The following is a 14861-nucleotide window of genomic DNA, read 5'->3' as shown; positions in this document are numbered from 1 at the left end:
GGCCAATTATGACTCGCCTATCATCAAAAAGCATATTTCTGTCCCTTCTATTTCTGCTACTGGGACAGGGAATCTTTGCTCAGCAAAACCCTGAGCCCAAATTCAGAATCTACTTGATCGGAGATGCAGGAGAAATGCAAGAAGGAAAACATCCTGTCATTGAGGATTTACTAAAAAAACTTCAGTCTGAGCCTGAAATCCCTACTCATCTCATCTATCTGGGAGATAATATTTATCCGCTTGGATTACCAAAAAAATCTGATAAATCCCGACGGGAAGCAGAAACGATCCTCCGCACACAGTTGGATGTCTACTCAGATCTATCCGGAAAAATCTGGATGATACCGGGAAACCATGATTGGGAGAAAGGAAAATCAGGAGGCCAAGAGGCTATTTTTCGTGCAGAGAAATTTGTCGAGGAGCATTACCCTGCTGGCAAAGTGCAGTGGGTACCAGGATCAGCTTGCCCTGGGCCGGAGTGGGTTAGTCTCGATGAGCAAACCCTACTGGTCATTTTAGACAGTCAGTGGTGGCTGCATAGCAATGACAAACCGGGTGAAGACTCGGATTGCGAATACAAAACAGAGGAGGAAATTCTTGGAGAACTAGCTACCGAATTTCAGCTAAATCAGGACAAAACCATTCTGGTGGCCATGCACCATCCCATGCGAGCCTATGGACCTCATAATGGAGGCTACAGTTGGAAAGATCACCTTTTCCCACTCAGAGCCTTATCGCCCGATCTTTATATCCCATTACCTGTTTTAGGTTCTATTTTTCCATTGTATCGGACTTGGTTTGGAGATGTTCAGGACATCCCTCACCCAAAATACCAAGCCATGATCCACTCCTTGGACCAACTATTCAAGCAGCATCCACATGTCATTCAAGTTTCGGGACATGAGCATGGGCTATTTTATACACAGGAAGAAAGTACGCATTATATCGTGAGTGGTGCCGGTGCTAAGCACACTACCATACGCAAAAATAATCCTGCCACCTTTACCTATGCAGAGCAAGGGTATGCTTCCCTGGATTTCTTTGAAGATCACTTGGTAAAGCTCTCTTTCCTAAGTCCTGAGGTAGCTACTCCACTTTTTGAATCCACCCTAACCCATCAGTTTACCGAAAAAACTGAAGTCGAAGCAGTTGAAGAAAATACACTAGCAAAAGCGCATAGGCCAATCACCCTTCAATACCTCAAAGGAAAAGGGCATCAACTGTTTTTGGGGCAAAACTACAGAGATACCTGGGCGATTCCCGTAGCGTTTAGGCCCATAGACTTAAAAGAAGAAAAAGGAGGACTCCAAATCACCAAAAGAGGTGGGGGAATGCAAACCCGAAGCCTTCGACTTGAAGATCCAAGTGGTAATGAATTCGTTCTTCGGTCAGTCAATAAATTTCCAGAAAATGCCATCAGTCCAGTTCTACGCAAGACCATTGCGAAGGAAATCGTCCAAGACCAAATCTCTGCCTCACATCCCTATGCCGCTGTGGCAGTTGCAAGTCTTGCTGAAGCTGTAGGGGTGATTCATACTGACCCTGAGTTAGTATATCTCCCTGACAGTCCCCTGTTAGGTGCTTACCGAAAAGATTTTGGAGGAGAAGTATTTTTACTTGAGCAGCGAGAAGTTACAGGAGATAAGGTCGATCCCGATTCCAAAGTAATCAGTACCGATAAAATGCTCGCCACGGTGCTCAAGGACAATGACGACCGTGTAAATCAGCGAGCAGTACTACAAGCTAGGATTTTTGACCTGTGGATAGCCGATTGGGACCGACATGATGACCAATGGCGATGGGTACGATCTGAGAGTAAAAATGGATGGGAATTTCTGCCCATGCCCCGGGATAGAGATCAGGCATTCTTTGTGAACGAAGGGGTTTTTCCAAAAATCGCATCTAGAAAGTGGGCCAATCCGAAATTCCAAGGTTTCGGATACGAGCTTAAAGACGTCAATGGTTTTATGTTCAATGGAAGGTACTTTGACCGAAGTTTTCTCAATGACCTAGACCGAAGTGACTGGGAAGAGGAGCTCGAATCCCTACTCCCCAAAATGAATAAAAAAACCGTCCAAGGAGCATTTGAATCTTGGCCTGAAAACGTTAGAAAAAATGATGCTGCTGAAATCCAGTCTAAGCTTCTCCATCGAAAAACTTGGCTGAAGGAAAAATCACTGGCTTATTATGAATTTCTTGCCAAAGAGGTAGATATACCTGGAAGTGAAAAAAACGATGAATTTCTAATTAAACATAAGAAAGACGGGAAAATAGATTTAGAAATTCGTAAAATCTCCAAATCCGGTAAAGTTGAGCAACGCTACTACAACAGAACCTTTCGGCCCGAAGAAACCCAAGAAATACGAATCTATGGATTGGAAGGAGAAGACGTCTTCAAATTTGAAGGAAAGGGTGAGGGAAAAATCAAAGTAAGGATAATTCCCGGCGAGGATCCTTTTGAGGTCAAAGATGAGGCGCAAGTAGCGAAGAAAAGTCAATGGATCTACATCCCAAAATCCATGGATCTACCTCCAAATATTGGGGGGTCGGTAAAGTTCAAGAAGGCTAAAAACCCCTCCCACCTGGAATACAATCGTAAAGAGTTTGTTTATGACAAAGTCATGCCACTAGCATCCGTAGAATACAATCAAGATGACGGGATCTTTTTAGGAGCAGGCATTCTTTGGCAAAAACACGGCTGGAAAAAATCCCCTTATAAAATTCAGCAAAGCATAAAAGCAAATTATGCAATCAAAACAGGCGCCTTCAATATCCGGTACGACGGACATGCCGTGGACGTCCTGAGAAACTGGGACATGGTCTGGAATGCAGACATCCGAGCTCCGGATTACGTGTTCAACTTTTTTGGCTTTGGCAATGACACAAACTATGAGTTAGGCTCTAAGGAGGACGAAAGCTTTGGAAATGAAAGAGACAAAAATGACCGGCTTCGATTCTACAGGACAAGGTACAGCTGGTATGAAACCAAAATCGGGCTGCAAAAACAGCTAGGAGAGTCTGGCTATTTTCAATTTGGTCCTTTTGCAGAGCTCTTTCGCTTTGACTCAGATGACAATCAGGGCAAATTCATCACCTCTCCTGAGAGCGGACTCGATCAGACCTTGCTGAACCGAGCCAAATATTACGGAGGTATCTATAGTCAAATCGTCTATGACAAGCGAGACAATACCCGATTACCTACTCGTGGATTTCATTTTCAAAATGAATTCAAACAGCGATGGGGATTATCCGAGGCCGCCGGCAACAACAGCAGCTTAGCTTCATCACTCGCCTTGTATTGGTCATTTTCCTATCCTGCTAAAATCGTTTGGGCAACAAGATTTGGTGTGGGAAAAAACTGGGGTGACTATGCTTTTTTCCAAGGACAAACCTTAGGCGGAATGGAAAATTTGCGAGGCTATCGAAGGTTCCGCTTCAATGGAGATGCTGTAGCCTACCATAATTTTGACGTGAGAATCCAACTCTTCAACCTCAACACCTACCTACTACCAGCCACTGTAGGCGTGATAGGGTTTCATGACATTGGCAGGGTATGGCTCAGTGGAGAGGAATCCTCCACTTGGCACCGGTCCATTGGCGGGGGGATATGGCTCGCACCATTAAATCAGATTGTGACGGTACTCTCCCTTGGCTTCAATAAAGAGGAGACTTTACCCTTCTTTACCTTCGGCTATCAGTTTTGAAAACTGAAAATGGTCATCGAGAGAAGCCGCAGCATTCACTGTGACACGCAAAGCTTTAAGCCCATGGACTCCTTGCATATCCTCAAGCTCTAGCTCCTCTACACGAGGAGCAAGCTTTCCTTTATTCTGTAAAAATTGAATAAAATCCTTAAACTCCTCTGCTTCATTGGCTTGAGAATATACGATAGCGATTTTGCCACTTTGGGTCAATCGCTCATTCGAACCCTTAATCAGGGCTTTGTCTATTCGCTTTTTGAGGACTTCGTATCGGATATTATAGCTGCCCTCCACATCAAACTTCCGCTCATCCAATCGGAAAGAAATTGAAATCGGATGTGGATAAGCCAAAATCAGCTGCGTAGTACTCAAAGGATATTCGAAATCCTTCGACTTCTGCTCCACCATAGCCGTCAATTCCACCATAGTTTGCAATTGCCAAAGTCGGAGGTTTTTTAAATAAATCTCATCAAAGCGCTGATCCTTGACCAAAGACTGACCGATGTAAATATTGTATTCGATACCGTCCGTTTTAAACTTCTCAAAATAATGCGGAAACATCCGCTGAATTTTCACTTCTTCCTGATCGAGATAGCTACCGATCGTTTCATTGATAAGGACCATGGTCCGCTCAAAAGCCCTTCGGTTAATATTAACCATCTGAATCTCCGGATCAATATTTTTAAAATAGCTATCGACCAAGGGACTAATAGAGGGATACTGATTGGCAAGATGCCTAAGCAGAGGACTGAGTTCATTTTGAAGAAACTCCGAGATACGAATTTCTTCCTCAGTAGCTAGAATCAACTGAATGCGCTTTTCATATTCCTCCAGACGGTCTATAACACTCTCCAAAAGCGGCAAAGAATCCAATTCCTTAGCCTCATTCAGGATACTTTTTGCACTAGTCAGCTGAATCAACAAGTCATCCTGAATGGCTTTATTCCTTTCATAGGAAGAGTCCTTTACGTCGATCGCTCCAAAAAGCGGAAAAACGTCCTTGAATAGGATAGGCTTGATCTCTGCTCGCCTTCCTTCCTCCTCAGCGAGTACATAGTCTAGGGCGATTTCATCAAATTTCCACTCCACTACCGGATGGATCGCAGTAAAATTTTTCCGAATGATGCTTTTGATTCTATGGTCTAAGTTCTCTGCCTGACGATGAAGTGCCAAGGAAAGGGATGGAGCCAAAAAGTCCAAACTCAACAGCATGGATGGATCGAAGTTTTGTGTCTCAAAAGCAGACACTTCCAGGACTCCCACCAAGCTACCATTGTGCCTCAGCGGATATAGGATAATCTCCTTCACTCCTAGCTTTACAAATCGCTTCCCCAAAGGAAAATCTTCCTCGATGGCATCGAGGTCATTGAGGAAAACAGGGGATTCTACCTTGGACAAAAACTCCACTACTGCATCCAAGGTATCCTTGCATCCTTCTAAACAGAGATTTCTGATCAAAAAACTAAAGGCCAGCCTACTTTCTGTCAAGACCATGCGATCATTGATTCGCTGTAGTACAGCAAGACCCACCTTCAGGTTTGCCTTCCCCAAGAGACTTTTCACAGAGTCCTCTACCACATGGAGAAACTCTTCTACGGAAAGTTGCTCTTGATTAAGTACCGTTTCATTCAACTGAGCGACAGATTGCGCCATGGTCAGATCAATCGCTTCTTCGATCATAAATCCATAAAAATCAAACAAATCCAAGGGAAGTAGCTCCATCCAATGCTTGAGATCATAGGTACTCGGAAAATTTCCGCTACAGATTTCCGACCTACCAAGTATTTTAGGAAGCGGACCTTTCGCTTTCACCTTGACAAACTCAGTATTTAACTGAATCTGATAATGCCTCGTAATCCCCAACTCATCGGAAACCTTGAACACCAAGGGATGGACGGGGTTGATTTTGATCCCAAAAAGTTGATCCAAGATCAATTCATAGACCAGTAGCATTTTTTGAAAAAACAGACGATCTCGATCAAGGTTTTCGGGAATCACTATTCCCCCCTTAGCATCTAGAAATTGCTCCTGAAAAATACGTGTCGCATAGATCGGGTCAAACTCAAAAGGTTTAGAAATTCCAAAAATCTTTTTTTCTTCTTGTCCTGAAAGCGGAAAAATGGATCCCAAAATCAAGCCCAATCCGAGTCGGTTTTCCTTTCTTTTCAAATCCTCAACATTCACCGGGGAATTATTTAAATCAGGAAACTCTTTGATCCGCTTCAAAAGATCATGGTAAAGACAAGTATCCGGCTCCTTTTTATTGGAAAGTCTATCCCATTGGGCATAGAGCATAGAAAAATCCAAATGAGAATGGAGAGACTGAAGGAGTTTGGAATGTAAGTTTTCCATGGAGAAATTATCAAGTGATTTATTACCAAAAAATCCAATAATTAGTTCCCTTTTATCCTCAACATAGCCTTTCCGTCAAAAAAGATAACCTTTCATCTCAATAAGCAGCTGAAAGCGAATTAAATCGGAGTAATATTTTGAGTTGGCAGGTAAAGTAGAAATTCTATATTTGCCCAATTAATTTTAATCAAGGAGTCAAAAGAAAAAAATAAATGGAAAACTTAATCTACATTTTACCTGCTTTTGGGGTGATCGGATTAGCATACATGTTTTATTTGAGAACATGGGTCATCAAGCAAGATCAAGGTGAAGAAAACATGAAGAAGCTTGCTGGTTACATTAAAGAAGGAGCGATGGCTTTCTTAGCCGCTGAATACAAAATGCTTTCCATCTTTGTTGTTGTAGCGGGGATTCTGCTAGGTATCGTTTCAATGTTGGTTGAAACCACGCACTGGTTCATCGTTATTGCTTTCGTAATTGGAGCAGTATTCTCAGCTATTGCAGGTAACATCGGGATGCGCATCGCAACAGATGCCAACGTAAGAACCACACAAGCTGCAAGAACCAGCCTACCAAAGGCTCTTCAGGTCTCCTTTAGAGGTGGCACAGTAATGGGACTTGGTGTTGCGGGATTGGCTGTATTCGGTCTTTCATTACTCCTTGCGCTTCTAGTCCAGTTTTTCATCACCGGTGAGCAATCATTCTATTTGGAAATGACCATCGTTTTGGAGACACTTGCCGGTTTTTCACTAGGTGCTGAATCTATTGCACTTTTTGCCCGTGTAGGCGGTGGTATTTATACTAAAGCTGCTGACGTAGGCGCTGACTTGGTTGGTAAAGTGGAGGCTGGGATTCCAGAAGATGACCCCCGTAACCCTGCGACTATTGCTGATAATGTAGGTGATAATGTAGGTGATGTAGCAGGAATGGGCGCTGACCTTTTCGGGTCTTACGTAGCCACCATGCTTGCGGCGATGGTATTGGGTAACTACCTAATCAATGACATTAATAATGGCACAGCCATGAATGACGCTTTTGGAGGAATGGGCCCTATACTTTTACCAGTTTTGATTGCTGGAATCGGTATTATATTCTCGATAATAGGCTCTTGGTTTATCAAAATCAGTGACAACAATGCAAAAGAAGCACAGGTGCAGGCTGCATTGAACCGAGGAAACTGGGGATCAATCATTCTGACAGGTATTGCTTCTTATTTCATCATTGACTGGATGCTACCTGGAGAAATGCAAATGTCATTCTTCGGTAAAGGTTTGCAAACTGTGACCTCATTCAGCGTTTTTGTTGCGGTATTAATCGGTTTAGCCGTAGGAGGTTTAATAAGCTACTTTACAGAATACTACACTGGAATGGGCAAAAAGCCTGTAATGACCATTATCCAAAACTCATCTACCGGAGCTGCAACCAATATCATCGCGGGGCTTTCTCAAGGTATGATGTCGACATTCGCTCCTGTATTGCTTTTCGCTGCTGCCATCTGGGGAGCCTATGCTTTTGCAGGTTTCTATGGTGTAGCGATTGCTGCTTCTGCCATGATGGCTACTACAGCCATGCAGTTGGCTATTGATGCATTCGGCCCTATTGCTGATAATGCTGGTGGTATTGCTGAAATGAGCGAATTACCAAAAGAAGTACGTGAGCGCACAGATATTTTAGATTCAGTCGGTAACACGACTGCTGCTATTGGTAAAGGTTTCGCCATTGCTTCTGCAGCCTTGACTGCCCTTGCACTTTTCGCGGCTTACGTTACTTTCACTGGTATCGATGGCATCAACATTTTCAAGGCACCAGTTCTTTCTGCTCTTTTTGTAGGAGCTATGATTCCTGTAGTATTCTCCGCATTAGCTATGAGTTCCGTTGGTAAAGCTGCCATGGCTATGGTTAAGGAAGTAAGACGTCAGTTCAAAGAGATTCCTGGTATCATGGAAGGTACTGCAGAACCTGAGTATGACAAGTGTGTGGAGATTTCTACGAATGCCTCTTTGAAGGAGATGATGCTTCCGGGATTGTTGACGATTGTATCTCCGATCTTAATTGCTTTTTTGACACAGTTGTTTACCGGCGACACCCTATTGGCTGCTGAGGTGCTTGGCGGATATATGGCAGGAGTTACCGTTTCAGGTGTGATGTGGGCGATCTTCCAAAACAATGCCGGTGGTGCTTGGGACAATGCTAAGAAATCATTTGAAGCAGGTGTAATGATCGATGGAGAAATGACTTACAAAGGCTCAGAAGCTCACAAAGCTGCTGTAACGGGAGACACCGTAGGAGATCCATTTAAAGATACCTCTGGTCCATCCATGAATATTTTGATCAAGTTGACTTGTTTGGTGGGATTGGTAATTGCTCCGCTTCTATCTTCTCATGGATCTAATGATGAAATGGCAGATGCCAAAGTAGTTGAAGTCAAAAAAGAAATCAAAATGGAAAATGGTAAAGAAGTCATTACCGAAATCAAAAAAGTGATTAACTAATTAAAAAAGACCCAATAAGGGAGGCTGTTCCATATCGGACAGCCTCTTTTTTTGCCCGATAATTCCTTTTATTGCGATAAAAAAAAATTAATTATGGCATAAAGTCGCAAAGGCAAATATTATTTCATTTTTTAATCATTTGAAATATTTCTAGATTTTTTTGAACCCATTTTTTGAAATAAACCATTCATTCTTTTTAAATTAAGCATAATTTGAAACTAGAGATTAAAATTAATGCATTTATCAATGGATAGTATTCAGTTTTCTAAGGCTTTCTATTTTAGAATAATTAATTGAAACCTATCAAAAAGAAGCATAACTGCTTCAAAAAATGCTTTAAATGGAGATTTCTCTTTTACAAAACTGAAAAAAAATGCAAAACCCTGAATAATCTACTTAAAACCAATTTTCTTATTTCTAAACTATCTCACGCATGAAACACAGCTACAAGTACACCTTGCTGTTACTGATGAGTTTGCTGACTTCGATTTCACTCTTTGCCCAGCAGGCTGTCACAGGAAAAGTAACAGCAAAAGAAGACGGTCAGCCCCTTCCCGGGGTGAGTATCGTTGTCAAAGGTACCTCAACAGGTACAGTCACCGATATCGACGGAAATTACTCCATCTCGGTACCCGGTTCAGAATCAGTATTGGTATTCTCCTTCATCGGTTTCGAGAGTCAGGAGATACCTGTAGGCAATACCAATACCATCAATGTGGTATTGGCTACGGAGGAATCCCAGCTTGACGAGGTCATCGTGACCGCTTTTGGTATTTCCCAAGAGAAAAAGTCTTTAGGTTACTCCGCACAAAGCATCGATGCAGAAGCCATTACCAAATCCCGTCAACCCAATATTGTCAATGCGCTACAAGGCCAAGTTGCAGGCGTACAGGTGACCAACTCCGGTGGTGCTCCCGGACAGTCAGCGAGGATTATCATCAGGGGTATTAACTCCCTAGATCCTTCAGCAGACAATCAGCCTTTATTTGTAGTGGACGGAGTTCCTGTGGACAACTCTACTATCGAGTCAGGAGGCACTCCTCGGGGTATGTCTAACAGAATCGCAGATATCAATCCCAATGATATCGAATCCATGTCAGTCCTGAAAGGTGCCGCTGCTACTGCTTTGTACGGTGTACGAGCAGCGAATGGGGCCGTAATCATCACCACTAAAAAAGGGCAAGCAGGACAAATCCGAGTAGACTTCAATTCTTCTTTGGGCTTCGACAAACTGGTCAAAAAACCTAGACTTCAAAAGGAATATGGACAAGGCTTTAGCGGGGTTAGGGATGACTCCAGTTTCTGGCCCTCCTGGGGAGCGAATATTGCAGAAGAAAATGACCCCAACTATGTCTATCAGGACAACTGGACTCGTGCTTTTGACACCGGAATCAATTTTGACAATAGCTTAAGTGTCTCTGGCGGAAATGAAAAGGCTACGTTTTATTCTTCATTTGGCCGACTGGACCAAAAAGGAATTATACCTTTTTCAAACTGGGACAGAACCAGCGCCAAACTGTCTGGCACGATCAAAGTAAGCGAGAAATTCAATTTCTCTGGATCTATGAACTATACCAATTCCGGAGGTAATCGAGTTCCGCATGACCGATTCCTAGAGCGTATGATGTATTGGTCAGAGACACAGGACGTCCGTGACTACATCAATCCTGACGGTACCATGAGGACATATTCCAATACTAATCCGATCTATGATGCGCGATTTGCGACTTATGAAGACAATGTCAATCGAGTAATTGGTAATATTAACTTGAATTACAGTCCTACGGATTGGTTGACGCTTTCCTACAGACTAGGAATGGATAATTACTCGGATTCAAGAACAGAGATCACACCCGGCCCGAGTGGTATCGATGGGGAAGTGGCATTGAGCTCTACAGGGTTTCTGGAAGAAACAAGAATCAATAGTCGAGACATCACTTCCAACTTTTACATTTCACTTCAAAAGCAATGGAATGAAGATTGGAATACGAGCCTGCGTTTAGGTAATGATATTTTCGAAAGAAACTTTGACCGAGTCACTGCCACAGGTTCCAATTTTGTGATCCCGGGTTTTTATAACCTCAATAACACTACCCAGATTTTCGCTTCTCAGGGAAAAAGTATGAGAAGGCTGGTAGGATTTTATGGGGATTTGATGGTCGACTATAAAAATTTCTTGTTCCTGAATATCACAGGACGAAATGATATTTCCTCCACTCTGCCCGTAAACAACAACTCCTTTTTCTATCCTTCCTTTAATTTAAGTTATGCCTTTAGTGAGCATTTAGAAATGCCAAGCTGGGTGACTTTCGGGAAGCTAAGAGCTTCTTGGGCACAGGTGGGTAAAGACACCAATCCACATATATTGGGAGCTACTTTTGTCTCTCCTTCTGTCTTTCCTCTGAATGGCCAAGTAGGATTCTCGCGTAACTCCACCTTTGGAGATCCCCTACTTCGACCAGAATTGACTACTTCTATCGAATTCGGTACACAATTGGCGTTTTTCAATAACAAAGCGAGTTTGGATGTGACCTATTACAAGTCCAATGCGAAGGATCAAATCATTCCGGTACCGATTTCGGATGCCACAGGGTTTTCTTCTTACATCACCAATGCCGGTGAAATCGAAAATAGAGGATGGGAAATCGTATTGGGAGGTACTCCTATAGAAAGAGGTGATTTCCGATGGGATGTGATGGCCAATATCACCACCAATCAAAATGAAATTGTAGCTATCCGAGAAGGAATCGATCAAATCGTGGTAGGCTCTCAGTTTGGCTATGTGGGCAGTACAGTTACCATGATTCTGAAAGAAGGTCAGCCCTTCGGTAATATTTATGGCTCTAGCTATGTGAGACCGGGAGCAGACCCTGATTCAGAAATCCTGGACAGAAGCCTTCCTCAGTTGATCGGAGCCAATGGTTTCCCTGTTCGTACAGGTAATCAGTTGGTGTTGGGCAATGCTGTCCCCAAGGTATTTGGAGGATTGAGAAATGACTTCAATTACAAAGGATTTGAACTGTCTTTTCTTGTTGATTTCCGAGCTGGAGTGGACCAATTCAGTCAGTTCGATAATTTCTTGTCTGCCTTTGGAAAACAGGAGGCTTCTCTAGCCCGAAATGATTTCCGAGTATTCCCTGGTGTATTGGCTGATGGCTCACAGAATAATCAGGAAGTTTGGCTAGGCCAAGGAGTAGGGCCTGACGGAGTAAACTATGGGGCTGGATACTGGAGAAATCACTACCGAACCACTTCAGAAAACTTTGTCCTCGATGCCAGCTTCATTAAGCTGAGAAATATCACTTTGGCTTACAATCTTCAGCCCAATATTATCGAAAGAACTCCTTTCAGGACAGCCAGAATTTCTGTAGCAGCCAATAATATCATCCTTTACACCCCTTGGGATGGATTTGATCCAGAGTCATTTTCTGCCGGTGCAGGTGGAAATGCCGTAGGATTTACCGGTCTGGGTTTCCCAGGCGTACAAAGTGTATTCTTCACCTTGAACTTGGGACTGTAAACCTTTAAAATCATGAAAAAGATGAAATTCAAAAATAAACTATCAGCGATTTTAGGGGCATCTGTCATCTTATTGGCTTCTGCCTGTGAGTCCTTTCTGGATGTCAATGAAAATCCAAACAACCCAGAAGATGCTCCCATCTCAGGGCTGATGACCAATAGTACTTTTGAGACCGCGCTGAATGTACAGCGGGCAGGAAGTGCCACGAGCAATTTTGTACAGTACCTTGCCTCTCCCAACCCATCAGGAGGCTCTGATGTAATGGATCAGCTGGATTACAGTGGCACATGGTTTAATCTCTACAATGTCATGACAGATCTCAACGAGATCGTCCGAAAAGCAGAAGAATCCGGAGCCAATCATTATTTGGGCGCCGCTCAAGTTTTGATGGCTTTAAACCTAGGTATGACTGTAGACTTCTTTGGAGACGTACCTTTTTCGGAAAGTTTCAATTTCGAAACCGTAACTCCTGCCTACGATGATGATGAGATTCTATATGATCGCATCCTGAGTCTATTGGATGAAGGTGTAGCTAATTTGCAGAGAGAGTCTGCCATCTCTATCGGTGGAGATGATTTTATATTCGCAGGAAATGTGGAGAACTGGATCAAATTTGGAAATTCATTAAAAGCCCGATTCTTGATCCATACTAAAAACACCTCCTCATTTAATGCTTCTGAGGTGCTTACCGCCGTAGCGGGAGGTTTTACTTCCAATGCTGATGATGCTTCTGTCACCTTCTTCGAGCAGCGGTTTAATCCTTGGGCGCAGGTAGCTATCAATAACCAGAACTTACTTTTGGGAGGTTGGATATCGGAGCAGTTTATCGAGGCTCTAGATGGGACTTCCTACCCGACTTTTGATCCACGTCTTCCCTTGATGGTGGGCACTACGGATGAGGGAGAGTTTATCGGTGTTCCAAACGGAGCGGGTCGAGGAGATGCTCCGGAGCAAGGCGCAAGATCCACCTTGATACCCGGCCAATACTATACTTCCACTCAGTCCCCTATTTTGATAGCAACCTATGCTGAGCTAAAATTCATCGAGGCTGAAGCAGCTTTGAGTACGGATGCAGCAAGAGCTTACGAAGCTTATTTAACTGGAATCGAAGCCCACATGGATATGCTGGGAGTGGCCGATGTGGACAAAATCAGCTATCTGAATGACCCAAGTGTAAGTATGGGGGCTTCCAATCTCACACTTGCAGATATCATGAAAGAGAAATGGGTGGCGATGTTTCTCCATCCTGAAACTTGGAATGATGCCCGAAGATTTGACTATGCTTACAAGGACATGACGCTTCCGGAAAATCTAAATCCAAACCTAAATGGCAATTTCATCCGCCGATTAGCTTATCCGGATAGTGAAGTGAGTCGAAACGGGGACAATGTTCCCCAGGTCACGCTCTTGGATCGAATCTGGTGGGACCAATAAAAATCAACCATTTAACAAAGTCTCTCGCAGTATGCGGGAGACTTTTTTTATTTTAAACGTATGAAAAGAATTCTACTTGTTTTCCTCATCCTCAGTAGCTCCTGCACTGTCCAGAAAATCAACAAAAGCATTCGCAATTCAGATGTTTTTGAAAAGGGACATCTGGGTTTAATGATTGTCGATCCAGTCAAAAACAAAACACTTAGCGCCATCAATGAGGATAAATACTTCATCCCTGCTTCCAATACCAAGTTGTTCACCTTTTATACCTCCTACACTATTCTGGGAGAGGGTAAAATAAACGGATTGAACTATTTGGAGCGCGGTGACTCCCTGATTTTCTGGGGCACAGGAGATCCGAGTTTGCTCCATCCTGACTTTCAGGACAGCACGGTCGTAGATTTTTTAAAAAAGTCCGAGAAAGAACTTTATCTCGTCAATAATTTTGACCAAGTGGATGCTTTTGGGCCAGGCTGGTCCTGGGATTGGTACAATGCCTACTATGCCACCGAGCGCTCTGCGTTTCCGATTTATGGCAATGTCGTACGATTCTCCAAGGACTCTACCCAATCTGGGTTTGAGACTTATCCCTCCTATTTTGAAGATAAACTGATTCCAGTCACAGGACCTCCCAGCTACCTTACTTTTCGCAGGGACCGATTCAAAAATGAATACCAGTATTTCACACCTGAATCAGAGAAAAACTTTGAGCGGGATATCCCATTTGTCACTTCAGCAGAATTTGCTGCTCAGCTTTTGAGCGAAAAATTAGATAGAAAAGTCAGCCTCATTTCTGGCGAAAACTACTTGAAGCTTGATCCTAAAAAACTCCAAACCGCTCCAGCCGATAGCATCTATGCTCAGATGATGAAAATCAGCGATAACTTTCTGGCTGAACAACTTTTACTCCTAGTATCTGACCAACTGAACAATCGCCTGAGTACCCGGGAAGCGATTGACTATGCCAAGGAGAATTTATTGAATGACCTTCCCGACGAACCCATGTGGTATGATGGCTCAGGGCTTTCTTCTAGGAATATGTTTACTCCGCGATCTATCATCAGCCTTTTAGGAAAAATCCGCGCAGAAGTCCCATGGGAAAAAATCCAAGCCTACTTCCCTGCCGGTGGAGAATCCGGAACCATCCGAAACTGGTATCCTGCTGATGAAGGACAGCCTCCTTACATTTATGCCAAAACGGGTACGCTTAGTATGTCCAATGCATTGAGTGGCTACCTGATCACCAAAAGCGGAAAGATCCTTCACTTTTCCTGCCTAATGAATAACTATCAGATTCCCTCGAGCGAACTGAAAACGGAGTTGCAAAAGGTGCTTTACATGATCCACGATAGGTATTAAACC

General features: G+C 43.3%; 6 protein-coding genes. 5 read left to right on the top strand and 1 reads right to left on the bottom strand.

The genetic code is table 11. The annotated features are described in order from the left end of the window. Positions 1 to 8 precede the first annotated feature (8 nt). The gene (locus BLQ57_RS02180) at positions 9 to 3704 is read left to right on the top strand and encodes a BamA/TamA family outer membrane protein (RefSeq protein ID WP_169712740.1); all 3696 of its coding nucleotides are present in this window, start codon (positions 9 to 11) and stop codon (positions 3702 to 3704) included. On the opposite strand, the gene BLQ57_RS02175 is transcribed toward BLQ57_RS02180, so the two are convergent. Continuing rightward, complete coding sequence (locus tag BLQ57_RS02175; protein WP_087939526.1) at positions 3672 to 6053, bottom strand: GAF domain-containing protein; 2382 nt, start codon at positions 6051 to 6053, stop codon at positions 3672 to 3674. The two genes, BLQ57_RS02180 and BLQ57_RS02175, sit on opposite strands and share 33 nt — an antisense overlap. Before the next feature lie 212 nt (positions 6054 to 6265). On the opposite strand from BLQ57_RS02175, the gene BLQ57_RS02170 reads away from it, so the two are divergent. From BLQ57_RS02170 to BLQ57_RS02155, 4 genes are all read left to right on the top strand, one after another. Then, the gene (locus BLQ57_RS02170) at positions 6266 to 8545 is read left to right on the top strand and encodes a sodium-translocating pyrophosphatase (protein ID WP_087939525.1); all 2280 of its coding nucleotides are present in this window, start codon (positions 6266 to 6268) and stop codon (positions 8543 to 8545) included. A gap of 433 nt (positions 8546 to 8978) precedes the next feature. Beyond that, on the top strand, positions 8979 to 12065 hold the full coding sequence (locus BLQ57_RS02165) for a SusC/RagA family TonB-linked outer membrane protein (protein WP_087939524.1): 3087 nt from the start codon (positions 8979 to 8981) through the stop codon (positions 12063 to 12065). Between the two features lie 12 nt (positions 12066 to 12077). After that, the gene (locus BLQ57_RS02160) at positions 12078 to 13499 is read left to right on the top strand and encodes a SusD/RagB family nutrient-binding outer membrane lipoprotein (RefSeq protein ID WP_240507805.1); all 1422 of its coding nucleotides are present in this window, start codon (positions 12078 to 12080) and stop codon (positions 13497 to 13499) included. A gap of 60 nt (positions 13500 to 13559) precedes the next feature. Next, a complete protein-coding gene (locus BLQ57_RS02155; protein ID WP_087939523.1) occupies positions 13560 to 14858 on the top strand; it encodes a D-alanyl-D-alanine carboxypeptidase/D-alanyl-D-alanine-endopeptidase in 1299 nt (432 codons plus the stop codon). The last annotated feature ends 3 nt before the right edge of the window (positions 14859 to 14861 follow it).

The organism is Algoriphagus faecimaris, assembly GCF_900101705.1.
GTDB lineage: Bacteria > Bacteroidota > Bacteroidia > Cytophagales > Cyclobacteriaceae > Algoriphagus > Algoriphagus faecimaris.
This window is presented reverse-complemented; position numbering and strand designations above follow the sequence as displayed.